21 protein-coding genes are annotated in these 23,774 nt (G+C 48.3%); 4 read left to right on the top strand and 17 right to left on the bottom strand.

All coding sequences use genetic code 11. The features are described 5' to 3' along the window. Positions 1-195 precede the first annotated feature (195 nt). The 11 genes from NG833_RS15575 to NG833_RS15525 all read right to left on the bottom strand — a co-directional run bounded on the left by NG833_RS15575 (position 196) and on the right by NG833_RS15525 (position 12,310). Positions 196-465 (bottom strand): FeoC-like transcriptional regulator, encoded by a 270-nt coding sequence (locus NG833_RS15575; protein ID WP_254566201.1) that lies wholly within the window; start codon positions 463-465, stop codon positions 196-198. Positions 466-603: 138 nt separating this feature from the next. Continuing rightward, positions 604-2,919: a Fe(2+) transporter permease subunit FeoB gene (feoB, locus tag NG833_RS15570; protein ID WP_254566200.1), complete on the bottom strand. Its 2,316-nt coding sequence runs from the start codon at positions 2,917-2,919 to the stop codon at positions 604-606. Next, on the bottom strand, positions 2,916-3,557 hold the full coding sequence (locus tag NG833_RS15565) for a FeoA family protein (protein WP_254566199.1): 642 nt from the start codon (positions 3,555-3,557) through the stop codon (positions 2,916-2,918). Before NG833_RS15565 ends, feoB begins: the two co-directional genes overlap by 4 nt. Positions 3,558-4,113: 556 nt before the next feature. Next, complete coding sequence (locus NG833_RS15560; RefSeq protein ID WP_254566198.1) at positions 4,114-4,989, bottom strand: alpha/beta fold hydrolase; 876 nt, start codon at positions 4,987-4,989, stop codon at positions 4,114-4,116. 311 nt (positions 4,990-5,300) lie between these two features. Beyond that, positions 5,301-6,146, bottom strand: a complete 846-nt coding sequence (locus NG833_RS15555; RefSeq protein ID WP_254566197.1) for a Uma2 family endonuclease — start codon at positions 6,144-6,146, stop codon at positions 5,301-5,303. Between the two features lie 262 nt (positions 6,147-6,408). Continuing rightward, positions 6,409-7,449: a GTP-binding protein gene (locus tag NG833_RS15550; protein WP_254566196.1), complete on the bottom strand. Its 1,041-nt coding sequence runs from the start codon at positions 7,447-7,449 to the stop codon at positions 6,409-6,411. A 77-nt stretch (positions 7,450-7,526) separates the two neighbouring features. Next, positions 7,527-7,955 (bottom strand): SufE family protein, encoded by a 429-nt coding sequence (locus NG833_RS15545; RefSeq protein ID WP_254566195.1) that lies wholly within the window; start codon positions 7,953-7,955, stop codon positions 7,527-7,529. A 57-nt stretch (positions 7,956-8,012) separates the two neighbouring features. Further along, on the bottom strand, positions 8,013-9,083 hold the full coding sequence (locus tag NG833_RS15540) for a WD40 repeat domain-containing protein (protein ID WP_254566194.1): 1,071 nt from the start codon (positions 9,081-9,083) through the stop codon (positions 8,013-8,015). 20 nt (positions 9,084-9,103) lie between these two features. Continuing rightward, positions 9,104-10,075, bottom strand: coding sequence for a GTP-binding protein (locus NG833_RS15535; RefSeq protein ID WP_254566193.1), 972 nt, complete (start codon positions 10,073-10,075; stop codon positions 9,104-9,106). Positions 10,076-10,186: 111 nt separating this feature from the next. Then, complete coding sequence (gene hemB / locus NG833_RS15530) at positions 10,187-11,164, bottom strand: porphobilinogen synthase (RefSeq protein ID WP_254566203.1); 978 nt, start codon at positions 11,162-11,164, stop codon at positions 10,187-10,189. A 150-nt stretch (positions 11,165-11,314) separates the two neighbouring features. Beyond that, positions 11,315-12,310 carry a metal ABC transporter solute-binding protein, Zn/Mn family gene (locus NG833_RS15525; protein ID WP_254566192.1) on the bottom strand — a complete coding sequence of 332 codons (996 nt, stop codon included), beginning with the start codon at positions 12,308-12,310 and terminating at the stop codon, positions 11,315-11,317. Between the two features lie 320 nt (positions 12,311-12,630). On the opposite strand from NG833_RS15525, the gene NG833_RS15520 reads away from it, so the two are divergent. The 3 genes from NG833_RS15520 to NG833_RS15510 are packed head-to-tail and all read left to right on the top strand — an operon-like array spanning position 12,631 to position 15,535. Further along, positions 12,631-13,350, top strand: a complete 720-nt coding sequence (locus NG833_RS15520) for a metal ABC transporter ATP-binding protein (RefSeq protein ID WP_254566191.1) — start codon at positions 12,631-12,633, stop codon at positions 13,348-13,350. A 9-nt stretch (positions 13,351-13,359) separates the two neighbouring features. Beyond that, positions 13,360-14,262 (top strand): metal ABC transporter permease, encoded by a 903-nt coding sequence (locus NG833_RS15515; RefSeq protein WP_254566190.1) that lies wholly within the window; start codon positions 13,360-13,362, stop codon positions 14,260-14,262. Positions 14,263-14,293: 31 nt separating this feature from the next. Further along, complete coding sequence (locus NG833_RS15510; RefSeq protein WP_254566189.1) at positions 14,294-15,535, top strand: FAD/NAD(P)-binding protein; 1,242 nt, start codon at positions 14,294-14,296, stop codon at positions 15,533-15,535. On the opposite strand, the gene NG833_RS15505 is transcribed toward NG833_RS15510, so the two are convergent. Next, the gene (locus NG833_RS15505; protein ID WP_254566188.1) at positions 15,526-16,011 is read right to left on the bottom strand and encodes a GNAT family N-acetyltransferase; all 486 of its coding nucleotides are present in this window, start codon (positions 16,009-16,011) and stop codon (positions 15,526-15,528) included. The two genes, NG833_RS15510 and NG833_RS15505, sit on opposite strands and share 10 nt — an antisense overlap. Positions 16,012-16,826: 815 nt before the next feature. Here NG833_RS15505 and NG833_RS30975 point away from each other — a divergent pair. Then, positions 16,827-19,151: a GAF domain-containing protein gene (locus NG833_RS30975; RefSeq protein ID WP_375293915.1), complete on the top strand. Its 2,325-nt coding sequence runs from the start codon at positions 16,827-16,829 to the stop codon at positions 19,149-19,151. A gap of 141 nt (positions 19,152-19,292) precedes the next feature. Here the strand turns inward: NG833_RS30975 and NG833_RS15490 are convergent, their stop codons facing one another. The 5 genes from NG833_RS15490 to NG833_RS15470 all read right to left on the bottom strand — a co-directional run bounded on the left by NG833_RS15490 (position 19,293) and on the right by NG833_RS15470 (position 23,432). Next, positions 19,293-19,796: a hypothetical protein gene (locus tag NG833_RS15490; protein ID WP_254566187.1), complete on the bottom strand. Its 504-nt coding sequence runs from the start codon at positions 19,794-19,796 to the stop codon at positions 19,293-19,295. 375 nt (positions 19,797-20,171) lie between these two features. After that, positions 20,172-20,966 (bottom strand): creatininase family protein, encoded by a 795-nt coding sequence (locus NG833_RS15485; protein ID WP_254566186.1) that lies wholly within the window; start codon positions 20,964-20,966, stop codon positions 20,172-20,174. Between the two features lie 249 nt (positions 20,967-21,215). Then, positions 21,216-22,130, bottom strand: coding sequence for an alpha/beta fold hydrolase (locus NG833_RS15480; protein ID WP_254566185.1), 915 nt, complete (start codon positions 22,128-22,130; stop codon positions 21,216-21,218). A 232-nt stretch (positions 22,131-22,362) separates the two neighbouring features. Beyond that, entirely contained in the window at positions 22,363-22,725 is a 363-nt protein-coding gene (locus NG833_RS15475; protein ID WP_254566184.1) for a DUF1815 family protein, read from the bottom strand. 494 nt (positions 22,726-23,219) lie between these two features. Beyond that, positions 23,220-23,432 (bottom strand): DUF2839 domain-containing protein, encoded by a 213-nt coding sequence (locus tag NG833_RS15470; RefSeq protein WP_254566183.1) that lies wholly within the window; start codon positions 23,430-23,432, stop codon positions 23,220-23,222. Positions 23,433-23,774 lie beyond the last annotated feature (342 nt).

Raw genomic sequence — 23,774 nt, 5'->3', positions numbered from 1 at the left:
GGTCAGAAACCCGGTTTCTTGTCCCTGGGGTCTAGTTTGGGTGATACAGCAATGGTTAGAAACCGGGTTTCTTTACCCCATCTGTGGCAATTCGCACCCAATCTAGGTCAGAAACCCGGTTTCTTGTCCCTGGGGTCTAGGAGTTAATTGAGAGGGTTTGTCATGTCCCCTTGACAAACCCTCTCAATAATTCCTCTATCGGGAATCAGGACAAGCGGGAGAGAGGGTTTCAGTAGTTGGAGAGTCGCCTTTTACCCAGTAATAAATAATCAGGGTTTCTGGGCCGCAACTGCCACAACTGCCACAACGATTAGAGGATGCTATTTTTTGCACCCGCCCTTTCCGAATCAGTTTTTCCAACATGGGACTCAAGGCATGGGAATTAACATGAAAATGCTGTTCCAGTTGTCCCAGGGAGGCTTGACCCTGTTGGGATAAATAGGTTTGAATTTCCGTTAATATCATTTTTCTTGCCTCCTCCAGAAGAGAGAACGCCTACTTTTAAAGACGGGAGCGAATGGGTTAGAATTAAGGGAGGATATAAACCGATTGACCTGAATCCTAAACCCTCGCTCATCCGGCTATTTCTGCTGCCGATCGCCTTCATCCCTTAACCGGCAAAACGGGTCGGGAGAGTTTCATCAAGACAAAACTGGTCACAGCAAATAGCACTACCCCTACAATCCAGAAGAAGGAGGCGATCGCGTGTTGTGAGAAAGTTGCCACTTGATAGAACATCACCGCACTACCATAAGCCAACCCTGTCGTCCAGAATGCTACAAACAAGGTCCATCGCATACTGGTTTCCCGATGAATCGCAGCAATGGCAGACACGCAGGGGGCATATAAGAGGACGAACAACAGATAAGCAAAGGCACTCGCTTGTCCTGTAAAGCGAGCATTCATTTCGCCAAAAGTACCGGCGACAACTCCCGTCTCTGCCGCTATGTCGTCAGATTCTAAGGAGTCTTGGATATTTAAACCCAGGGGGTCGAGTAACGCTGCCGGAACTTCCGATAAATTGGCCGGAATGGAGGCAAACGCTTCTCGAACTTGTCCCCATAAGTTAAATTCCTCTTCCCCTGCTTCATCCTGCCCAGTCCCCCGTTGTTGCGCCAGGTTACTATACAGGGAATCCAATGTCCCCACTAACGCCTCTTTGGCAAACACTCCGGTAAAAATTCCCACGGTGGCGGGCCAATTCTCGCGATGGATTCCCATCGGGGAGAGGACTGGGGTAATCGCTTGACTGGTGACACTCAAAATTGAGCGATCGCTATCTTGGTTACCAAAGGACCCGTCAACCCCTACGGAATTTAACAACCCGAGGACCATCACCATAATAATGATAATTTGACCCGCTTTTAAGATAAACCCTTGGAGACGGTCCCAGGTATGAATCATCACCCCGCGCAAGCTGGGAAGGTGATAGGGAGGGAGTTCCATGACAAAGGTGGAGGGTTTTCCCGGCAACAGGGTCTGTTTCAACACTAACCCGGTCACCACTGCCGCGAGTATGCCAATGATATATAACCCGAACACAATATTTTGACCGGCGACGGGGAAAAAGGCAGCGGCAAATAAGGCATAAACGGGTAACCGCGCCCCACAGGACATAAAGGGATTCATGGCAATGGTGAGGAGGCGATCGCGCGGATTTTCCAAGGTGCGACTGGACATAATCCCCGGCACATTACAGCCAAATCCCACCAACATCGGCACAAAGGATTTCCCCGGCAGTCCCACAAACCGCATGAACCGATCCATGACAAAAGCGGCCCGGGCCATATACCCAGAATCTTCCAAAAGCGACAGGAACAAAAACAGGAATCCAATCACCGGAATAAAGGTGGAAACGGTTTGAATCCCGCCCCCTGCACCATCTGCAAGCAGGGCCACCAACCATCCGGGAGTACCAATATTGGCCAGGAATCGGCCCAATCCGTCCACGAAGATAGCGCCCGTAAGAATATCAAAAAAGTCGATAAAGGCGCTGCTGATGTTGATGGTAAACAAGAACATCAGATACATCACTCCTAAAAAGATGGGAATCCCTAACCAGCGATCCAGGACAATGCGATCGAGTTTTTCGGTAATACTTGCACTCACTTCTCCCTGGCGTTCGGTGACCCCTTGGGTAATTTGGTGAATGTAACTATACCGACTGTCGGCAATAATAATATCGAGGTCTTCTTCCAGAACCTGATGAATTTTGCGCCGGTGGGTGACAATGATCCGGTCCAGTTCGGTATCTGTGGAAACCGATGCGCCGCGATCGTCATATTCCAACAGTTTGAGGGCGGCCCATCGCGGTGCAACGGTGATTTTTCGGTCGGCGATCGCGGTTTCAATCTCCAGAAAGGCTTGTTCCAGAATCGCCGGATAGGGGACGTAAGCTTGAGGCAGGGTGGGACGGTCTAGTTGTTGGGCGATCGCCTCTTGCAAGGCACTCAACCCTTCCTTTTTGGTCGCCACAATCGGTATCACGGGACAGCCTAATCGTTCCGACAGCAGCATCGGGTCAATGTTAAATCCCCGTTCTTTCGCCACATCCATCATATTCAAGGCGATCGCCATCGGCAGACGCATCTCGATTAATTGCGTTGTCAGATAGAGATTGCGCTCTAAATTCGAGGCATCTACAATATTAACGATCGCCGTTGCTTCCCCGGACAACAGATAATCCCGGGCCACCAGTTCATCCAGTCCCGTTTCATCATCTTCCGCATCCAGGCAATAGACCCCGGGCAGATCCACCACGGTAATCTCACGATTCCCCTGACGATAAGTACCATCTTTGCGATCCACCGTGACTCCCGGCCAGTTGCCGACACGCTGGTTCGATCCGGTCAAAGCATTGAACAGACAAGTTTTCCCGCAGTTCGGGTTCCCTAACAGGCCAATAATCGGGTGTTTCATCGGTCTACCTTTTCTATACAGAGTGCATCCGCTTCGTCTTTCCGCAGGGTCAGGCTAAATCCGCGTACCTTGATTTCCGTCGGGTCGCCTAGGGGTGCGTGGCGAATAATTTTAAACTCGGTTCCTGGGGTTAATCCCATCGAAAGCAGTCGGCGCTTATAGCTACGGTTTGTGGATTCATAGCCAAGAATTCGCCCTTTGGCACCGATCGCAATCTCTCGCAACCGGGTGTTACTCCGGGGGCGGGGTTTCTGGCCCTCTGGGGAGCCTGGGGTGGCCTGAATACACTGGATCTTTTGGGTCATACCAGCCCCTACCCCAATCTGTTGATCCCCGATTATCACAATCGCCGATCCGCTGGCGCTGCGATCGATGACAACCAATTCTGTCCCCTCTCTCACGCCCATTTCTGCCAGAGAGGTTTTCAAGGAATTCCCCCCATTGATCTGAATCACTCGCAGGCGATCGCCCGCTTGGGCCAGGGATAAAGGACTATCCCCCGTTCCATCTTTGGGATTGCAAGGCGGAGAAATCTCCTCGGTTTGGTGGGGTTGAGTCGCCGCCCCAAAATAACTAAACCAGGTATCTTTTGGATTCCGATATCCCTGTGCCTTGTGCAACATCCCGAGTCCTTTCATGGTCTACCTCTATCTATTGAGAATTTTTATTAATAACGAGATAGGAAAATCCTACCTTATTCTCATTTAAAAAATAAACGCTGTATCTGAAACAACAAATCAGTAGCTGGCTGTCCATCCTTTGGACGGATCGTTAGGTAGCCACTTCCGCTTGATTTAAGCTCCTAGACTGCATTCTAGCATCTCTTTACGCTCCATCTTTGACAAAATGCACCGACTTACACAATATCGGGGTTGTTGAAGTGGAACTCCACTTCCTCGTTATCTTTTATACCACGGTTTTAATACTGAAAAAAATTCTTGTAACATTATTTAACCTTGTTGAGAGTTAAATCCAGTCAAACCCAGGTCAATCCTAGGTTATAGGCGTCGAAATTAGCAGCAGGGAAATGGGTTTTGTGACCCCAACCTGGAATATCAAGGATTAATCATAAAACAAAACGGAGCGGATCATAAAAATTTTTGGCAAGTAGCAAGATTAAATGAAGCGGTACAGAATCAGGTAGTATAGACCCGACTCTATAATGGTGTCGGGTCCATCGCAAACAGCCCAAGATTATAAAAAGTCAGCGACTGCCTCCACCACCGCCTCCGGAAATTCTTCATGCATTCCCAGGGAACCGGCCACCCGCGCCGATTCCACCCCAGGCAATTGGGCGACTGCCTCCATCACCGACTGGGAACCGGAGGGGGACAAGGTGCCAATAATCACCTTCACCGGAACAGGTAAGGGTTGAAATTGGGCTAATATTTCCTGGCGATCGCCTGCCGGGTCCAGAGTCCCCGTCACAAAGGCCACTGGGGCAAATCTGCCGCCAGGGTGTTGGGTACTGTCACGCTTTTGAGCAATAAATTCCGGGGTCAACTTCGCCGGATCCACAAAAACGTGCTGTTTATACATAAATTCCAGAAACGCCGGATGAGTATTCAACTCATAAAGAAACTCACCAATGCCTGGAGTTCGCACAGTATCCCTCACAAAACCTCGCACAGGTTCCGGTACTCCCATAATCCGCAGGGGTCCCAGCCAAGTAGGAGCGACTAACACCACCTTGGAAACCCTTTCGGGGTGGGTGTTCGCCAGTTTCATGGCATATCCGGCCCCATGTCCTGCCGCCACAATGGCGACGGGTCTTGGGAAGACAGAACTCACGAAATCCGCCAGAAACTGATGGTAAAATTCTGGTCCATATTGTACCCCGGGGCGATCGGACTCTCCAAAACCGGGCCAATCCAATGCCACGACTTCAAAGCGATCGCACAACCGTTCCGCCATCCCCCGCATCTCATCGCGACTGGACACGGTACTGAAAGCGGGCAGTAATAACAGAGGCATCCCCTGTCCTACGGTTTCATAGGCAACGGCGATCGCCTGGTTGTCGTAGTTCCACAGGTACTCTTGTTTGGTTATTTGTCGGGTGTCATTTGTCATTTGTCATTTGTCTTATGTCATTTGTTGTTGGGTATTATATCAGGTTTGCTCGATTAGGAACGCTGACCTAACCCCCCAACCCCCTTCCCTAAAAGGGCAGGGGGAGAAGAGGAAGGAATAGTTTTTTTGGGTTAATCCACCGGGGTTGATATTATAGACCTCTTGCAAAATTCTAAAAAGCCCCCCTTATTAAGGGGGGTTGGGGGGATCTCTAAGGTATTTTGCAAGAAGTCTTATCTATTAAACACAGAAAAGAATGCGCTTTTTTTGAATGAGGCGCACTCTCGATTTGCGGATGAAATGATTTAATTTTAACTCATTTCCCTGACTTGTTCTACGGTCAAATTCATGGCTTCCGCCACCTGTTCTGGAGTCAAACCCATGCCTAACAAACGGGGGATAGATTCTCGTTGGGAACGCTCGGCGCGATCGGCTCGTTGGCGTTCAGATTCTTCTCGTTGCTGTGCAAGTTCGGCGCGTTCTGCTCCAGTCAGCAACAGATTTCCTTCTTCATCCCACCACCTTAACCAGAGTTGAGTTTGATTTTGGTAACTGCCTTGCCACAGTCCCAATTCTATGCCTAATAGGGAGATAGGATAATGTCCCCGCTCATTCGGTTCTAGTTTTTGGTAATCATACCCGTTGCTTAAGTTGTAAACCTCTAAATTTCCAGTTTTGATCTCATAAATTCCATAGTAAGGAATTTTGATTATTTTTTCATACACCCAAAACTTACCCGGTTTTTGTCGGGGTGCATCTGTGCTTCTGTTCAGTGGGGTGCGATCGCGTTCTTCCTCCCCAGTCCCCGAGGCAAATTCCAGAGCAATTAAGGGTGAGACATATTCTCTCCAATACACATAGGACCGGCGAATTTCACCGTCTAAGTTGGGCGGAACATTGGGAACGTAAAACCAATCCGGTGCCTCTGCGCCTTGTTCTGGGGGTTCAGTTTCTCGCCAGTAAATGCCGCAGTCTTGTCCGATCGCATATTCTCCATCCGGATGGATCCGTTCCAATACCGGCCCAATCGAATCGGTGAGGAGAATGCTTTGGGGATGGGCATAAAAGTTATGAACAAATGTACCGTCCGACTCGGGTAATTGTGTATGCTCGGGAAAGGGAGGTGGGACAATATAGGGGTCCAGGCTTTCTGTCATAGATTCCCTCCAAGATTTGGCCTGATGTTCAGACTATCTTTTTAGTATAGCGCGCTCAATCTGGTTGAAGATAGGGATATGGAATGAGGGGAGATGGGTGAATCTCCCCTCATAATTTAAGGAACGACTGAAGTCGTTACTACAAACTGAGGAATGAAATTCGGTTGAATCTTCCCTCAGAATTTAAGGAACGACTGAAGTCGTTACTACAAACTGAAGAATGAAATTTGGGGGAGTTGTCAATTTATTGAAAAAGCTGGGTTTAAACCAAGCAAGCGGTTAACTGGGCTTTGAGTTTGGCTGGATCTAAATTGCGTCCGATTAAAACAAGTTGATTTTTGGGAGGTTCTAGCCAATCTTCTTGGTTCAAATCGTAGCGAGGGCCGCTCAGTTGAAAGACATGGCGGGCTTCACTTTCTGCAAACCATAAAATGCCTTTGGCTCGAAATACAGAGGTTGAGACTTTTTCCGTTAAAAAGCTTTCAAATTTCTTGACGGCAAAGGGGCGATCGCTTTCAAAAGACACCGAGACAAACCCATCATTTTGTAAATGTTCAGAATGATGATGATGATGTTCATGTTCATGATGCTCATGGTCATGATGTTCATGTTCATGATGCTCATGGTTCTGTTCCTCTGAGTCATATTCTTGATAGGCTGCCGCATCGGTCAATGCCACATCTAAAATCAAGGGTAATGGTACTTCTCCATATTGCGATCGCAGCATTCTCGCCCCTACTTTCACCGTGCGAATGTAGGATTCTAACTCTTCTACCTGTTCAGGGGGAGTTAAATCGGTTTTGTTCAGCAGAACAATATCCGCAAAGGCCACTTGTTTTAAAGCCGCTTCACTGTCAAAATGGTCTGGAGTAAAGGTGGAAGTATCCACCAAAGTTAAGACCGAATCCAGTCGAGTTAGGTCTCTTAACTCAGTCCCCACAAAAGTGAGAATAATCGGCAAAGGGTCGGCAATGCCCGTGGTTTCTATCACCAAATAATCAATTTTTTCTTGCCGTTCTAGGATGCGGTAAACAGCATCCACTAAGCCATCATTAATCGTGCAGCAGATACAGCCATTGCTCAACTCCACCATATCCTGATCCAGGGAAACCAAAAGCTGGGAATCAATATTAATATCCCCAAACTCATTGACGAGAACCGCCACTTTTAAATCCTGCTTATTCTTGAGGATTTGATTGAGCAGGGTAGTTTTACCACTGCCCAAAAAGCCCGTAATAATCGTCACGGGCATTCCTCGTTTGGGTAAATCTAACTCAGGGATTGGGCTGGGTGTTGTTTTCATGGGTTTAATTGGGGTGAAAATTGATAGGAAAGGTAACTCAGGACTTAGCGCCACAGACAAAACGCAAATAAGACGCTTTAATTTTCGGGAATCACATACAGGCTGGCCTTATTTTTCAGGGTTTGAAAAATATTGTAAAATCCGTTAGCCCGAGAAGGGGTTAGATTCACGTTTAAACCTGTGTCTTGAATGAATTCGGGAGATAATCTGATAATGGTTTCGGGAGAAAGCCCGCTTAACCCTTCAATCAACAAGCCCAGTAAGCCTTTGACGATTTGAGCATCAGAATCTCCCTGGAAAAATACCATTCCATCCTCTAGGATTGCCGTAACATAGACTTGGGAAACACAGCCGGGAACTTTGTTCTCTGGAACTTTTCCCGCTTCGGGAAAAGGCGGAAGCCGTTTGGCATACCATAAAAGCTGTTCATATCGCTTTTTAACGGCAGAATGTTGCTGAAAACGTTGGACAATTCGAGCAAGTTTTTCGGGTAAGGGATCTGTCATCACCGTGATTTTCTTGGAATTAAGAGACAGTCAAAGTCGAGAAATCCCTGGAGTTAACTAGGGACTAAATCCTTTTCCAGCAGTGGATTTGAACCAGATGATTAACTCGCCGCTTACACCGGCTGCGGCGATCGCCTTGCCTTGAGGATGTAATGCTAGGGTGGAAAATCCATCCGGTGCACCCTCTAGGAGTTGCCAGACTTGTTCGGCATCGCGCCAGATATAAAGTTGACCATCTTCCGCAGCAGAGGCGAGGTGAAAGGTATTGGGTTGAAAGCCGATCGCCTGAACAAGTGCGGAATGTCCCTCTAATTCCCAGGCATCCCATCCCGCATTCGGTCCGAACTGTTTTTCCCAGACGGCAATGGATTCGGCATGGCAAGCTGCTAATAATGGCGTCCCTAACACCGTCGGGCGATCGCACCAAGCCAGTTGTCTCACTTTGCCATAAAACCCGCGCATCACCCAGGGATGGGGATTTTTGATATCCACCACCACTAAGCTACTATCCATGTTTCCTGCCGCCAAATACTGACCCTCTGGGGACCAGGCGACTGCTACGGATACTGAAGGAATCTCTAAACAATACGGGTCCTCTTGCCAATCCCTAGCATCCCAAATTTTCACCCCTTGGTTTCCCGCAACTGCCAGATATTCACCCGAGGGATGCCATGCCAAGGCTAACACACTAGATTGGTCAAAATCCAAGGTTATTACTGTTTCTTTGGTCTCCAAATCCCACAGGCAAACTTGTTTCTCCGGGCTATAAGCTAACAAATTTTCCGTCGGACTCCAGGCCAGTTTATCAATCCAAGCCCGTTCGCTTTTTAAAGTCGCAATCACCTCCGCTTTTTGTCCGGACAACTGCCAAATTTTCACCGCACCGGCTGACCCACTGGCCGCTAAAAATTGACTGTCCGACGAGAACGATAGAACATCAATAGACTCTTCTGAATCCGGTTCCAAATAGTGGAGTTTTTCTGCGGCTTTATCCTGCCACAGCACCACCTCCCCGGCTGCGGAAGCGGCTGCTAAGGTGCTGCCATCCGCAGACCACTGGAGAGATGTCACATAATCCGCAAGCATTCCCTGCCAGTGTTTTTGCCAGGGGAGAACAGCTTTACCCAATTTTTTTCTGCCCGATTCTCCTAGACCAAACACCGTTTAAACCCCGCTTTTAACTCTGCTTCATTGAGATTGCGCCCAATAAACACTAGCTCATTTTTGGGAGTTTCTGTGGATTTCCAGGGGCGGTCCCGATTGCCATCAAATAACATATGAACCCCCTGAAACACAAACCGATTGCTTTCCCCAGCAATGTTGAGAATTCCCTTCATTCTAAAGATATCGGTTCCTTGGGTTCGCAACAGTTCCCCGAGCCATTCATTCACCTTGTCGTTATCTACAGCACCCGGTTCTACTAAGGCGATCGAGGTCACGGTTTCATCATGCTCGTGAGCATCTTCGGTTAAGAAATTGGGGTCAATTTCCATCGCTCGACTTAAGTCAAAGGCTCTCACACCGAGCAGTGCATCCATTTCCACGGCTGCATCCTGGGTGCGGTGAATCTTGGCGATCGCATTCATTCCCCGAATCCGCTTTTCTAGCTCATCTAACTCCGCCTCACTCACTAAGTCTATCTTGTTCAGCAAAATCACATCAGCAAAGGCAATTTGCTCCTGCGCCTCACTTGCTTCCCAATGCTGCAAAATATGCTTGGCATCCACCACCGTCACCACCGCATCTAGCAATAACTTCGACTGGATATCCTCATCCACAAAGAACGTCTGAATCACCGGCGCGGGGTCTGCCAGTCCCGTGGTTTCGATCGCAATATGGTCGAATTTATTGCGCCGCTTCATCAAATTGCCAATAATCCGAATCAAATCTCCCCTCACTGTACAACAGATACAGCCGTTATTCATCTCAAAGATTTCTTCATCGGCGTCGATAACCAACTGGTTATCAATTCCCACCTCTCCGAACTCGTTGACAATCACAGCGACTTTTTTGCCATGTTCTTCGGTCAAAATCCGGTTGAGTAGAGTCGTTTTGCCACTCCCCAAGTACCCGGTTAGCACCGTCACTGGGACTCTATCCTGTTCCGTTGCAGCTACCATTGCAGATTTCCCCTAGATTTACAATAATAATCATTCTCATTTTAGGGGGAACTGAGACAAATGACAAGGTTCTCCTCCCTGTCATTTGTCGGAACCGATCCCAAATCCCTGTTAACCCGCCTGCAATATCTCAGCGACTTGTTTCGCGAAATAGGTCAAAATCAAATCAGCACCGGCTCGTTTCATGCTCACCAAGGTTTCCAGCATCACCGATTTCTCATCAATCCAACCTTGTTGTGCCGCTGCTTTAATCATGGCATATTCCCCACTGACATTGTAGGCGACTACAGGTAAATGAGTGGCCGATTTGACTTGACAAATAATGTCTAAATAAGCCAAAGCTGGTTTAACCATCACCATATCCGCCCCTTCTGCAATATCGAGTTTGACTTCTTTCAATGCCTCCCGACTATTAGCTGCATCCATTTGATAGGTTTTCTTATCTCCAAATTTAGGAGCAGAATCCAAAGCATCGCGAAAAGGACCGTAATAAGCTGAGGCATATTTAGCAGAATAGGCGAGAATTCCCACATAAAAATATCCTGCCGCATCTAACCCTTGGCGAATTGCACCAATTCGTCCATCCATCATATCTGAAGGCGCGACCAAATCGGCCCCGGCTTCCGCTTGGGAGAGGGCTTGTTTGACCAAGACTTCTACCGTGGGGTCATTGAGAATTTTACCTTGGTCATCCACAATTCCATCATGGCCGTAAATGGAATAAGGGTCAAGGGCAACATCGGTAATTACCAACATTTCGGGAACTGCTTTTTTGATGGCTTTGATTGTGCGCTGAACCAGTCCATCGGGATTGTAACTTTCCGTGCCTGTGGCATCTTTTTTGCTTTCAGGAACCACGGGAAACAGGGCGATCGCATTGATTCCCAGACTCCAGACTTCCGCCACTTCTTTTAATAACAAATCCAGGGAATAGCGGAAGCAGTCCGGCATAGAAGGAATTTCGATTTTCTGCCCTTCTCCTTCCATGACGAATAGGGGATAAATCAGATCATTGACCGTAATCTGGTTTTCTCGAACCATCCGGCGTAAAGCTGCAGTACGACGCAGACGACGGGGACGAACTGCCATTGAGCTTTCTTGTCCCTGAATTGTTTCCCCTTCTAAAGGGTCAAATTTTCCTAAGTTTTCAACAACATTCATTACCATTTTTTGACTCCAATTAAAACATGATTTTCTGGGAATTCCTCGTGACGCGGCAGAGCCGCCTCACGAGGAAAATCATTGAGAAAATGGGTTGCATTGACCGCCTAAGCCCGTGACAATAATGCAGGTATTTGAGGTCATCATCTGCACATAAGTCCCGGTGTTACTGCCTCTTGGACCGAGCCCATCAGCCATCAGCGCCTGGGGGGAAATCTGAACATTCGCTTCTCGGGCTAAATTATTCATTACCCGGTCATTGGAGGTGACTTCAACAAAAACAGTTGGCACTCCCTCGGTACGAATTAATTGGACTAATTCTCGAAATCGAGCCGCATTGGGTTGTTCGCTGGTACTGACTCCCATGAGAGCTTCAGCGACCCTAAAGTTATAAGCTTGAGCATAGTAACCCAGGGCATCGTGAGTGGTGACTAAGACCCTTTTGTTTGAGGGAATCGTGGCAACTTGGGCCTGAATCCAGGTATGAAGTTGTTCTAATTCTGCACGAAGATTGTTGATATTTTGGCGGTAAAAGTCGGCACTTCCTGGGTCGATTTGCTTGAGAGAATTGCCGATCGCCTCCGCCATGCGAATCCCATTACGAACATCATGCCAAACATGAGGGTCGGCAACCTCATGGTCCCCATGACTGTGCCCGTGATCGCGATCATCTTCCCCGAGGAGGGGATTCGGAACGGCTATCTCGTGAATGGCGATTTTAGGTGCAGAATTGCGAGTATTTTGGACTAATTGGACGATCGCCGGTTCAAAGTCATACCCTCCATATAAGATGAGTTGGGCAGTCTCAATGGCTCGCAGGTCCTGGGGTCTCGGTTGATAGGTGTGAGGGTCTTGACCTCCCTCAATCAAGCAAGTGAGGGCGATGCGATCGCGGGCGATTTGTTCGGCCAAGTCGCACAACACGCTATAACTGGCTACCACTCTGGGCTTTTCCTGGGCTTGGGTGAGAGGATTGACCGATAAGGCGATCGCCCATCCTGTTAATCCCAGGATTGCAGTAGTCAGGGTTGTACTGCACAGGCGTTGAATTTTTCCGTTGATGCGATTGAACATGGTCTTTAATGGGGTTGATGACAAGAACGACACATCGGAACGACTGAAGTCGTTACTACGAACGGGGGAGTACGACTGAAGTCGTTACTACGAACAATTGGAACGACCAGGGACTCGGGACTTATACCAAATCCGGTTGGTAAAAGTAGGTTTTCGCTTTTAGCCCGCGCAGGCGGGCTTTGTCCGTGTAGCCCCAGGCTTTAGCCTGCGGGGTTTTCATAGACCTTTAACAACCGGATTCCGTATTAGGAGCAATCGGGGTTTGCTGTCTAGTGTACTATAATAATAATCATTCTCATTTTTATTTTGGCAACTCAGTGATGCTCGAAGTTGAAAATTTGGCCGTCAGCTACCGGAATATCAGGGTTTTAGAGGGGGTGAGTTTTGCGATCGCCCCGGGTCAGTTGGTGGGGTTGATGGGGCCTAATGGGGCCGGAAAAAGTACCCTGATTAAGGCGATGTTGGGCTTGATTCCCGCTGAGAGTGGGCGGGTGCAGTTGCGATCGCAACCCCTGAGAAAGCAATTGTCCCGAGTCGCTTATATTCCCCAAAGGAGCCAAATTGACTGGCATTATCCAATTTCGGTGTGGAATGTGGTGATGATGGGGCGCACGGCCCAAACCGGCTGGTTTCGGGACCCTTCCCGGCAGTCGCGAGTCATTGTCCAATCAGCGCTTGAGCGGGTAGGATTATCCGATTATCACCAGACTCAAATCGGCGAACTTTCCGGGGGACAGCAACAGCGAGTATTTTTAGCCCGTGCCTTGGCGCAAGAAGCGGATTTACTGTTATTTGATGAACCTTTTACCGGCGTTGATCAGCCCACAGAAGAGATTATGTTTACGGTATTTTCCGAGCAGAAAGCTCAAGGTAAAACCTTGCTGGCGATTGGTCATGACTTAGGGAAATCTGTGGGAAACTATGACCAAATCATTTTATTAAATAAGCAAATTGTGGCCCAAGGCGCGCCTCAAGAGGTTTTAACCCAAAGCAATCTCCACCAAGCCTATCAAACTCCCTTAGCATTCGTATCGGCGTGAGGAACTGTTGTGATTAATTGGCTCATCGAACCCCTAAGTTTTGAGTTTATGCGAAATGCCCTGATGATTGGCATTTTGCTAGGAATTCTGAGTGCCGTGGTGGGGTCTTTTTTAATTGTTCAGCAGATGGGAATGATGGGGGATGTAATTGCCCATTCTGTCGTTCCCGGTTTATCCATTGCCTTTTTTTTGGGACTCGATTTATCCATTGGGGCGTTTATTGCCGGAACCCTGAGTGCTTTAGGGGTGGGCTGGATTTGCTCTCAATCCCGAGTCAATGCCGATGCTGCAATGGCTTTAGTGATGTCGGGATTTTTAGCATTAGGGGTTTCATTAATTGAAGGGTTAGGCACGAAACAGCTTGACCTTCATCATATTTTGTTCGGAAATATTTTAGGGGTGGCTCCGGGGGATTTATGGCATACTTTGGCGATTACTCTGACTGTTTTAGTGTTTACGAAATTATTTTATAAGGAGTTGCTCTTTTACACTTTTGACCCCTGGGGAGCAAAGGCGAGTGGATTGCCAGTGAATTGGATTTATTTTGGGTTAATTGCTGCAATTGCTTTGACAGCGATCGCCACCATGCAGGCGGTGGGGGTGCTGTTAGTTATGGCCCTCTCTATTGGTCCCAGTTTAACGGTTTATCTGTTCGGAAAAGAGTTACATGAAATGATGATTGGCGGGGCCGTAATTGGGTCTATTTCTTGTATGTTGGGGATGTATGCCAGCTATTACTGGAATGTGCCTTCGGGTCCGGCGATCGCCTTAGTGGTGGTGCTCTTATTTTTGTTGGCGTTTTTGTTTAGTCCCAAGAGTGGCATTTTGACCCAACCCCATTTTGCTGCTTCGGTGCTCAACCTCAAGCAAAAATTGCGGCGATCGCACCCGTCTTCTCGGTCTAAATTATAATGAGAATGATTCTGATTATAATTTTCAACTGATGAATACCGGGACCGGATCCAGACTTGAGAAAATTGACATTGCGATCGTGGGCGCGGGACCCCATGCCCTCACCTTGGCGACTCATTTGCTGCAAAAACGCAAGGAAATGCGGGGTAAATTTGTGGTGTTTGACCCCAGTGGGCGCTGGTTAAATCAGTGGTCCCAGCAATTTGCCGCCCAGGAGATTCCCCATTTGCGGAGTCCCGCAGTGCATCATCCGGACCCAGACCCCTATAGTTTGCGACGGTTTGCCCAAAATCGGTCCGAGGAGTTATTCCCCCCTTACGATTTGCCGGGGACGAAACTGTTTGAGGAGTTTTGCCAAGAGACGATCGCCCGGTGGCACCTTGAAAATGCGGTGATTCCGGCGAAAGTGACGGGAATAGAACCGTTATCGGGTTCCCGGGGATTTCGGTTAGAGAGACAGGGGGACTCTCCAGTGATGGCGCGACGAGTGGTGATGGCAACTGGAGGGGGTAGGCCCTTTATTCCGGACTGGGTGCAACAGATTGAGACGGACTACCCCGGCGATCGCCTCTGTCATTCCCAGTCTGTGGATTTACGGCAGTTGCAGTTAACGGGCGATCGCATCTTAATTATTGGTGGCGGGTTAACCAGTGGACATCTGGCAACTGGGGCCATATCCCGGGGGGCCAAGGTTACCTTGATGATCAAGCGGCGACTCCAAGAAAAATTGTTTGATGCCGAACCCGGTTGGTTGGGTCCTAAATATTTGAAGGGATTTACGGCAGAATCAGACTGGGGTCGGCGTTGGCAGTTGATCCAACAGGGGCGGAATGGGGGGTCAATGACTCCGGAGGTGGGGACGCGCTTGCGCCGAGAAAGTCGCAATGGCAACTTGACGATTCAGGAGGAATGTCAGGTGGTGCGGGCGGTTTGGAACTCGGGAGAATGGCAGATTGTTTGCAATGATGGGACAAATTATACCTGCGATCGCATTTGGTTGGCGACGGGGACAAAGGTCGATGTAAGGACTGAGCCATTATTTGATAAACTACTGATAGCACATCCGGTTCCGATTGTCAAGGGGTTGCCGGTCCTGGATGAGCATTTACGCTGGCCCGGTTGTGAATTGTTTATTATGGGCGCTTTGGCGGCGTTGCAGGTGGGTCCGGTGGCGCGGAATTTATCCGGGGCGAGAATGGCGAGCGATCGCATCCAACCGGCGTTAACCAAGGCCAGTGTGAGCAAATCGTTTCCCGCTTTGCGTTATGCCTGAAGGCGCTTGACATAGATGCGATCGCACCTAGCCGTTTCCACGCCGGTTGCCGGTTGATAGCCGTTGCGTTCATAAAGTTGCACTGCTTCCGTGAGCACGCTGGCGGTTTCTATCCAGATTTCCGAGAAATTGCCCTGGGCGATCGCATCTTCGAGTTGTTTGAGGATAAATCTTCCTAAACCTTGACCTCGCACCTCCGGTAACAGGTACATTTTGCGAATTTCTACGCCATTGTTGCCGCGTGGGACGGGATAATATCCGGCGGTCCCCACAATTTTATCAGATTGTGCTATAATCCAAAACTCACCGCCAGTATCGTGATAGGCTGTTTCAACTTCTAAAACATCGCGATCGGCCTCCAGTGGGTCCCAACCTAGGCCATATTCTGCTAAAACGGACTCAATAACTGCTGCTGCAGCGGTGCGATCGCCCGGTTGCCAGGACCGAATTTGAAATTTTTTATATTGTTTGTTCATGGGATTGAGCCTGTTTATTGTTAACCCTTGGCCCATTTTATCTTAATTTGTATAAAACAATCTGCCCAGGCCCCTCCTATCTTAACGGGTTTATCCTCACCCTCTATCGATTTCTATTTGAAAAATCCTCATTCCATTTACCTTTAAGGTTTCTTTCGTCCATAAATCTCCGTATCCCCTTCCCTCACCCCCTCAGTATAAATACTGATTTTTTAAAAAAAAATATCCGTAATTCAACCCTTGGCACTTTTGTGAAACCCACGTTATTGTATAAGCACAATCAGAATGGGTTTTCTGAGCAAAGTGGGGCGATCGGGAGCTAAAATTTCAAAAAATACTGGGGGTTTTCAAGCGTGATCTGATTAAAAAGTTAACTCTCAAGTTAGAACCTTAAAACCCTGTGTTCCCATGTCGAAAAAGAACATAAAAAATCCCCTGCTGCACTTTAGGGAGATTAGCGGTGAACCAACTCATTAGACATCTCTACCTGATGGTAGATGCCAAGATGGAAGGTTTAATGGATAGATATCCAATGACGCAGAACCGAAAGCGAGCTACAATGCCCAGCATCAGGATCCGCGAAAAATAGAGGGCTTCCTTAAGGGCAGAGGAAAGCTAGAGTAGGAAAAAGATTTTTCTTTAGATTGTGAACTAAATTCCCAGGGAAATAGATCAAAAGAATAATTAAGAGTCCAATCTTTTATAAAATTAGATAGCTAGAGGGAACTCGGATGAAAGGAAGCACTCAACTTTTTAAAATTAATCTCAGGCGGCTTTTGGTTAAGTCAGAGGTTAGAGAGATTTTGGTCCCACTTTTGAGCGCGATTCAGTGTCAAGGCTGCACGATATGGGATGGAGAAGGACAGCTCCTCCTAGGCCCCCCCACCGAGGAGTCCGCAGAAAGCTATCCGATTGAGCTATCTGGGGAAGTCTTGGGGTGGGTCCGAGGAGGGGAGCAAGCCAAATCTGTGGGGAATCTACTGGCCTATTTGGCTAAAAAAGAGCAAGAGAAGAAGCAACTGGCTCATGAAGCGTTAGATAAATATCGAGAAATTACCCTGCTGTACAATATTTCTCAAAAATTAACCGCCTGCTTGGATGTCAAGGAAGTGGCTAAAGTCGTGCTGGATGAAGCCCAGAGGCTGATTAAGTCCAGCAGGGGATCGATCCGATTGCTCAATGGGAGTACCGGAGAACTTGAAACTTTAGCGCAGTTTGGACAAGAGGGAGAGGAACCGGCCAAACTCAAGGTGGGAGAGGGGATTGTTGGTCAAGTGATTGCCTCGGGAGTGGGAGAAATTGTCAACCAAGTCAGGAGCGACCCTAGAAAAGCTGCGGATGAAATTCCGGTAAAATCTCTGATTGCGGTGCCCCTGAAGACGAACGATCGCGTCATTGGTGCGATTTCAGTCAGTGACGTGGAAGCTGACAGTTATGCGGCGCTTGATTTGAAATTGTTAACCATGCTGGCGTCTCAAGCTGCCTGTGCCCTAGAAAATGCCATCCTCCACGAATCGCAGTTAGAAGAAAGTCGCCGGGAGGCATTATTGTTCCGGTTAGCGAGTCAGATTCGCTATTCCCTAGATTTGGATACGATTTTAGAGGCGGCAGTGAGCGAGATCCGCAGTCTTTTGGATATCGATCGCTGCTTTTTTATGTGGTATCGCCCCCATGCCGCCCTTCCCGCCTGGGAAGTGGTGAAAGAAGCCCGCACAGAGAAATGTGCGAGTTTGTTAGGGTACTATTGTGCTGACGATATTGGGTCTTTTGGGGGACAGTTGATTGACCGAGAAACGGTGAGAGTGGATCGGGTGGAGAATGCTAGAGATTATAAAATGCGCGAGTTTTGTGTGCAGGGAGGATTGAAGTCGATTGTGGCGTTACCGATCCAGACGCGATCGGGGGAAATCGGAGCGATCGCCGCTGGAAGTTGCGGGAACACTCGACCTTGGAGCGATCGCGAGGTGGAACTGTTGGAGGCGGTGGCGAATCAACTGGCGATCGCGATCGAACACGCTGAAATGTATGAAACCAGTCAGACTGTGGCCCAAGAAGCTCAAGCCCAAGCCCAACAACTCCAATACACCCTGGAAGAACTGCAACAGACTCAAACCCAACTGATTCAAAGTGAAAAAATGTCTGGTCTTGGGCAGATGGTCGCCGGGATTGCTCATGAAGTGAATAACCCCGTTAACTTTATTCATGGTAACCTGGAATATGTTCACGAATATAGCAACGCATTGCTCAGTCTGATTGATTTATATCAGGAGCATTACCCGGAGCCTGCTGCGCCGATTCTCGAACGAAGCGAAGCGATCGAACTCGACTTTATCCGGTCAGATTTTCCAAGTTTGCTCTCTTCCATGCTTCTGGGAACGGAACGGATTCACGAAATTGTCCAGAGTCTGCGAAATTTTTCTCGACTCGATGAAGCGCATAAGAAACCTGTGAATATTCATGAAGGGATTGACAGTACCCTATTGATTTTACAACATCGCTTAAAGTCTCCCTCAGCAGGATTTCCCATCGAAATTGTCAAAGAATATCAGGATCTCCCCCAGATAGAATGCTATGCCTCTTCCCTGAATCAAGTGTTTATGAATATCCTGAGTAATGCGATTGATGCATTGGAAGAAAGGCCGGACAAAGGGGGGAAAATAGAGATTAGGACCGAATTGATCACGGGAGACTGGAAACGGGCGATCGCTCACCGGGGCCTAGAAAAGCCAAATCGGGAGCAAGTCAGGGATTTATCTCTTGGCGATCGCTACTCTGGTTTCAAATCCTGCGGTTGCATCACCCCCCACCCCTCCGAGGTTTGTGCGGCGATCCCGGGAACAATCCTGCATCCCTCCTTTGTGATCATTCGGATTCGCGATAATGGGTACGGCATCCCAGAAAACTTGCAAAAGCAACTCTTTGACCCCTTCTTTACCACCAAACCTGTGGGTAAAGGGACTGGACTGGGATTATCGATTAGTTATCAGATCGTCGTCGAAAAGCATGGGGGACAGCTACTCTGTTTCTCCGAACCCGCAGAAGGCACAGAATTCGCCATCATCATTCCCCTCAAACAACCCGTCGAAGTCCAAACAGAGGAAGTTTTAAACTGTCTGCCGAGTTGGGTGCTCAGTTCATAGCGTTGTAGATTGGGGTTGAGGGGCTAAGTTTTCACTGGTGTTGTTTGATGCCGGAACAAATATGGACCCTCTTCCCCCAGGGGTTCTGTTTCAGATCGCGTTTGTAAGTGTGTGAGGAGTTCGGGCGAACGGCGATCCGGGTCAGAAACCGTTGCTCGCTTTGAGGGTTTTAGCACTGCGAGTGGGGAGAAAATCACTAGGCTGGGCGCGAAGATTCTGATAGAGTTCGAGGACCTGCTGAGTATAGTGACGAAACTCACCGCGATCGTACAAATTCGCATCACCGGACACCCACCAAGCTGCCGCACGACGCACGGCAATGTTTTCATCGTCGCCACTCAGGGGATACTCATTGCGCAACACATCCTCCATCACACAGACTAAAATATATTGCGCCTTCGTCCGATCCAAATTAAATTCTTCCGGAGTTAATTCCTCTCCAATACAGAGCCTTGACCACCTTCTAATATTTGCCGGTTTGATATTCCAGGCACTCTCAAGTCCATCATCCCTCCTTGATGAATTGGACGTAACCAAGCGCAGTGCTTCCACCAGCGCCACCACTTGGGACTCGGAAATTTGTCCCCATACTGGAAATGCCCATAATACAAAGCTGGCTACCAGTCCACCCAGCAAAATCCGCATAATTCTCCTCTAATAGTCCGCCCATTGATTTTGACTTATACTGGGCCAACTGTCCATCTTTATTTTAAAAATTATAAGAAGGGAACAATAGAAAAACTTTGGTGTCTTTAATTGTTTCATCGGCTGCCATCTGACCCGCATCAAATCTACCCTTAGAGGTGCGGTCGAACATCACTTTTTGTTCAAGTTAAGCGGTTTTAAAACTCTAGTTAATCTCTCAGTGGCCCACCCATAAAAAGGCCACGGGCGTTGTTAAGCGCTTAGGAGAGATTTCTGTAGCCAAATCTATTCAGATTTTAGAGATTTTGAGCACAAGTTAGGTGGATTGGACGAGGGTTTCACTTCCCCCTTCACCCCCCAGGCTGAATGAAGCCCTCATCCCCGGCGAAATTCATACACCTCTTGAATCACGCGCACCCAGCCCTGAGCTAAGGATTCCCAAATGCGATCGCCCTTCTGTTTCGTCGCTGCCGTCCCATCCCCTACCACCCCACTGTTACTAATTTGCTCGGTTAACCAGGCAAAAGTTAATGGCCCTTTGGTTCCTAACAAACTCCCTTCCGGACGTTCCGGAGGATATTCCTCTACGGCCTTTTCCATCTTCACCCAGTCCGGTAAAACTGCTAACATTAAGCTCGTTTCTGCATCCCCAGCGTGCATTGCCAGTCTGCGCTCTTTTTCGGAAATGAGCGCTTTACTCTCATTGGAAACCCGCCAAGTAAATAGGGGAAATACCATCAAATCTGGATACTTTACCGTTAAATCCTGAGCTGCAATTTCCACCACTTGCGGTTGACCCCCATGAGAATTCATGAAGATTAATTTTCTAAATCCTGCCCGATAAAGGCTCTCCCCAATCTCCATTAATGTAGCCAGAAGGGTCTGAATACTTAAGCTAATCGTCCCGGGAAAATTCCCATGTTCATTAGATTTTCCATAATATAAGGGCGGCAAAGCATAGGCCGGAATTTCAGGACTCAATTGTTCCAAGGCTTTGCCTAAAACCGCCATACTAATCGCACTATCAACAATCACAGGCAAATGAGGGCCATGTTGTTCGATCGCCCCCAAGGGTTGAATCACCACAACATTCCCTTTATCCGGCATCGCCGCAATATCCGTCCAACTTAGATAGGCAAAAAAACGCTCAGGGGGGATGAAACTGTGCATGGGGAGATGGGGTCCATGTTTGTAGTAACGACTTCAGTCGTTGCTCTCGTGTGATGGCGTAAGCTATCACACGAGCAATCCGAGGGTCTAGCGCCAAGTTCGGAACTGGAGGACGAGCGTAAGCTGAGGGCGTGACTTGGCCGTAGGCCAAGTCACGCGGTAACGACTGAAGTCGTTACTACAAACAAAAGAGGAGAACGGCTGAAGTCTGGATGTTGAACATCTCCCCCATCCTCCCCATCCTCCCCATCATTCTTCCTCCTTCCCAATCAACCGTCCCCGATGGGATGTTGCGCGCAAGAAGGAGAGTAATTCTCGATTGACCAGATGGGGGACTTCCTGCTGGATCCAATGACCGCAGTGGGGAACCAACTTGAGTTGAAACGGCGCTTTAATTAAGCGATCGAATCCATCGGTTAACTTATTGCTCAAAAAAGAATCTTCTTCCCCCCACAATATGAGGGTGGGTGACGTAACATAATGAGGCGATCGCCCCAAATTCTGTACCCAATTCAAGGGAGACATCAGTTGTCGATAATAATTAATCGCCGAAGAGAGCACTCCCGGTTTTTCCAATGCTTCCTGATAAATCTTCGTCAGTTCCGAGGTAAAGGCTCCTTTGCGGATCGCTTGTTCCTGAAACACTTTTTTGACAAAATCCTTTAAGTTCTGCTGAATCAGCCACTCCGGGACTCCTGGAACCTGAAACGCCAGGACATACCAACTGCGGCGGAGTTGATCCACATTGCTTCCCATCGCCTGTAACCACTGTTGAGGGTGGGGTGCATTCAAAATTGCCAAGCGATCCAGGCAATTGGGAAAGCGTTCGGCGAGGTGCCAGGCGATCGCCCCTCCCCAATCATGGCCCACAATATGGGCCTTGACATATCCTAAACTTTCAATTAAACCTTTGATATCTGCACTTAACGTATCCAGATCGTAGCCACTGTCTGGTTTATCCGAATCGTTATAGCCGCGCAGGTCCGGGACGACTACTTTAAAATATCGAGAAAGCGCCGGGATTTGATAGCGCCAGGAATACCAAAATTCCGGAAATCCGTGCAACAGGAGAACGAGTTCCCCTTGTCCTTGGGACACGCAGTGCAGGCGGATCCGGTTCGTTTCAATATAATGATGTTCCCAAGTAGCTTCTAGGGCGGTCATATTTTTTTTACAAACGGGCTGTGTGGATCGCGAAACGCCAAGTTAAGCCAGATGAACTCCAGGAGCGCTCGTTACCGTGGCGTTTGTCGTTCCGTTGTTATTTCAGCGTAACATTTTTCCGCCCCAAAAAAATTAGCCCGCTCTCTTATCGTAAACCCGATGTTCTCCTGATCGACCCCCAGGAGATTGAGATATCGGGTTCCCTTCAAGGGCGAGCCTCAAACCCGTGTTGCTACACGAGCTGCTCATTTACGTCTTCCACTGCCCGATCGGGCTGATCTGGAATGGCTTTCATTTGACATTTGACCAGGTTGGCGAGTTCCTGAAGCTGGGCGATCGCTTCTGCGCCCTCTAATTTCATTAATTCGCGATCGTCGCGCATTTCTGTCCAGGTAATCCCATAGTCCGACACCAAAAACCGAATCAAGTGATCTTCACCTAGGCTCACCATAAAGGAGGCGCTATTCATTTGCCCCCCGCAGGTATAGCAAGATGCCAGGTAACCCCGACGCTCTAGCACGATCGCTAGGGCTTGTAGGTTCATCACGAGATCCTTGACAAATTGTCGGTGCTGTTCGGCGAGTCTGATAAACACTTACTTTCTCCTATCACCACACCACAGTTTAGAACTTTTTAATGTTTTTTTTAGATTTGACCTCCTCCTGGAGTCGATATAATATCTAGGGCTTCACCTGTCCAATGGTAATTCAATTGTAAACGGCCAATGGGAGGGATGCCACTAAGTTAACGTGATTCATCCGTCAGAGGAGGTATCCGTTACAACACTTAAGCCTTGGATAAGTCATAGATTCAGGGAAATTCCGGGGGTTTCCGGAGTCCTTTTGCTGGCCTAAATTGATCCCCAATTCCCTCAACCGTATAGAGGCTGGCTTGCCTACGGCGATCGCCTATAAGAATAGGAAATTCTTATCAGAGTGATTAGAAAATTGTTTGAGAGATTCTCAATCCTCGGATTGTCTAAGCGGGGTAAGGACCCCGTTAGCCTCCATACCAGTCGGCATCCCGGGATGCCGACTGGTAATGAGATTCAGCGTTACATCGCCCCTGAATTAGGTTGAAAAGGCCAATTTAGTTCACTTCCCACCAACCAATCGCAGGGCCAATGAAGCGAACGGTTAACCAAGTCACAATCAAAAAACCAATGCCGATCCAACTTCCTTGGACGGTCCACTTCACAAACTGTTCTGATTGACTTTTAGTAATCGGCAACCAGGGCACGATTCTTGGCTCTTTGCCATACTGATCTCCGAGCCTTGACTTGCGACGTTTTGCTTCACCCATAGTAAAGAGAGTAGAAATGCTAAAATTTTAATTGAGCTAACGGATCCAGTGGGAAATCCCCTTTCCTGACGCAAAGCATCCCGGTGAGGTCGATGATTTCATTCCCCGTTGCCATCGCAAAGAACTGGCCCGTTGCGAGTCTTCGTGCCGAGGACGATGACGGTCTGATAGCAACCCTCTGAATATTAACTTGAATTGATAGTCGGTTGCTCACTTTTGTTGCCAAACTTTACTTAGGGAACTCCAAAAAATAAAATCTCCAAAACGTTCGTTCGTAGATCAACGGAGTAGCGCGATCAATGTAGGGGCGCAATGCTTGCGCCCCAGGGGCGCAAGCATTGC

The sequence above is a fragment of the Oscillatoria sp. HE19RPO genome, assembly GCF_024220515.1.
Lineage (GTDB): Bacteria > Cyanobacteriota > Cyanobacteriia > Cyanobacteriales > Laspinemataceae > Laspinema.
This window is presented reverse-complemented; position numbering and strand designations above follow the sequence as displayed.

Excerpts from the sequence above, each read along its gene's own strand:
- NG833_RS15525 (WP_254566192.1), bottom strand. The coding sequence starts at position 12,310 with ATGTTCAATCGCATCAACGGAAAAATTCAACGCCTGTGCAGTACAACC.
- NG833_RS15520 (WP_254566191.1), top strand. The coding sequence starts at position 12,631 with ATGCTCGAAGTTGAAAATTTGGCCGTCAGCTACCGGAATATCAGGGTT.
- NG833_RS15535 (WP_254566193.1), bottom strand. The coding sequence starts at position 10,075 with ATGGTAGCTGCAACGGAACAGGATAGAGTCCCAGTGACGGTGCTAACC.
- NG833_RS15490 (WP_254566187.1), bottom strand. The coding sequence starts at position 19,796 with ATGCGGATTTTGCTGGGTGGACTGGTAGCCAGCTTTGTATTATGGGCA.
- hemB (WP_254566203.1), bottom strand. The coding sequence starts at position 11,164 with ATGGCAGTTCGTCCCCGTCGTCTGCGTCGTACTGCAGCTTTACGCCGG.
- NG833_RS15480 (WP_254566185.1), bottom strand. The coding sequence starts at position 22,130 with ATGACCGCCCTAGAAGCTACTTGGGAACATCATTATATTGAAACGAAC.
- NG833_RS15485 (WP_254566186.1), bottom strand. The coding sequence starts at position 20,966 with ATGCACAGTTTCATCCCCCCTGAGCGTTTTTTTGCCTATCTAAGTTGG.
- NG833_RS15560 (WP_254566198.1), bottom strand. The coding sequence starts at position 4,989 with ATGACAAATGACACCCGACAAATAACCAAACAAGAGTACCTGTGGAAC.
- NG833_RS15550 (WP_254566196.1), bottom strand. The coding sequence starts at position 7,449 with ATGAAAACAACACCCAGCCCAATCCCTGAGTTAGATTTACCCAAACGA.
- NG833_RS15505 (WP_254566188.1), bottom strand. The coding sequence starts at position 16,011 with ATGAACAAACAATATAAAAAATTTCAAATTCGGTCCTGGCAACCGGGC.
- NG833_RS15565 (WP_254566199.1), bottom strand. The coding sequence starts at position 3,557 with ATGAAAGGACTCGGGATGTTGCACAAGGCACAGGGATATCGGAATCCA.
- NG833_RS15470 (WP_254566183.1), bottom strand. The coding sequence starts at position 23,432 with ATGGGTGAAGCAAAACGTCGCAAGTCAAGGCTCGGAGATCAGTATGGC.
- NG833_RS15555 (WP_254566197.1), bottom strand. The coding sequence starts at position 6,146 with ATGACAGAAAGCCTGGACCCCTATATTGTCCCACCTCCCTTTCCCGAG.
- NG833_RS15545 (WP_254566195.1), bottom strand. The coding sequence starts at position 7,955 with ATGACAGATCCCTTACCCGAAAAACTTGCTCGAATTGTCCAACGTTTT.
- NG833_RS15575 (WP_254566201.1), bottom strand. The coding sequence starts at position 465 with ATGATATTAACGGAAATTCAAACCTATTTATCCCAACAGGGTCAAGCC.
- NG833_RS15510 (WP_254566189.1), top strand. The coding sequence starts at position 14,294 with ATGAATACCGGGACCGGATCCAGACTTGAGAAAATTGACATTGCGATC.
- feoB (WP_254566200.1), bottom strand. The coding sequence starts at position 2,919 with ATGAAACACCCGATTATTGGCCTGTTAGGGAACCCGAACTGCGGGAAA.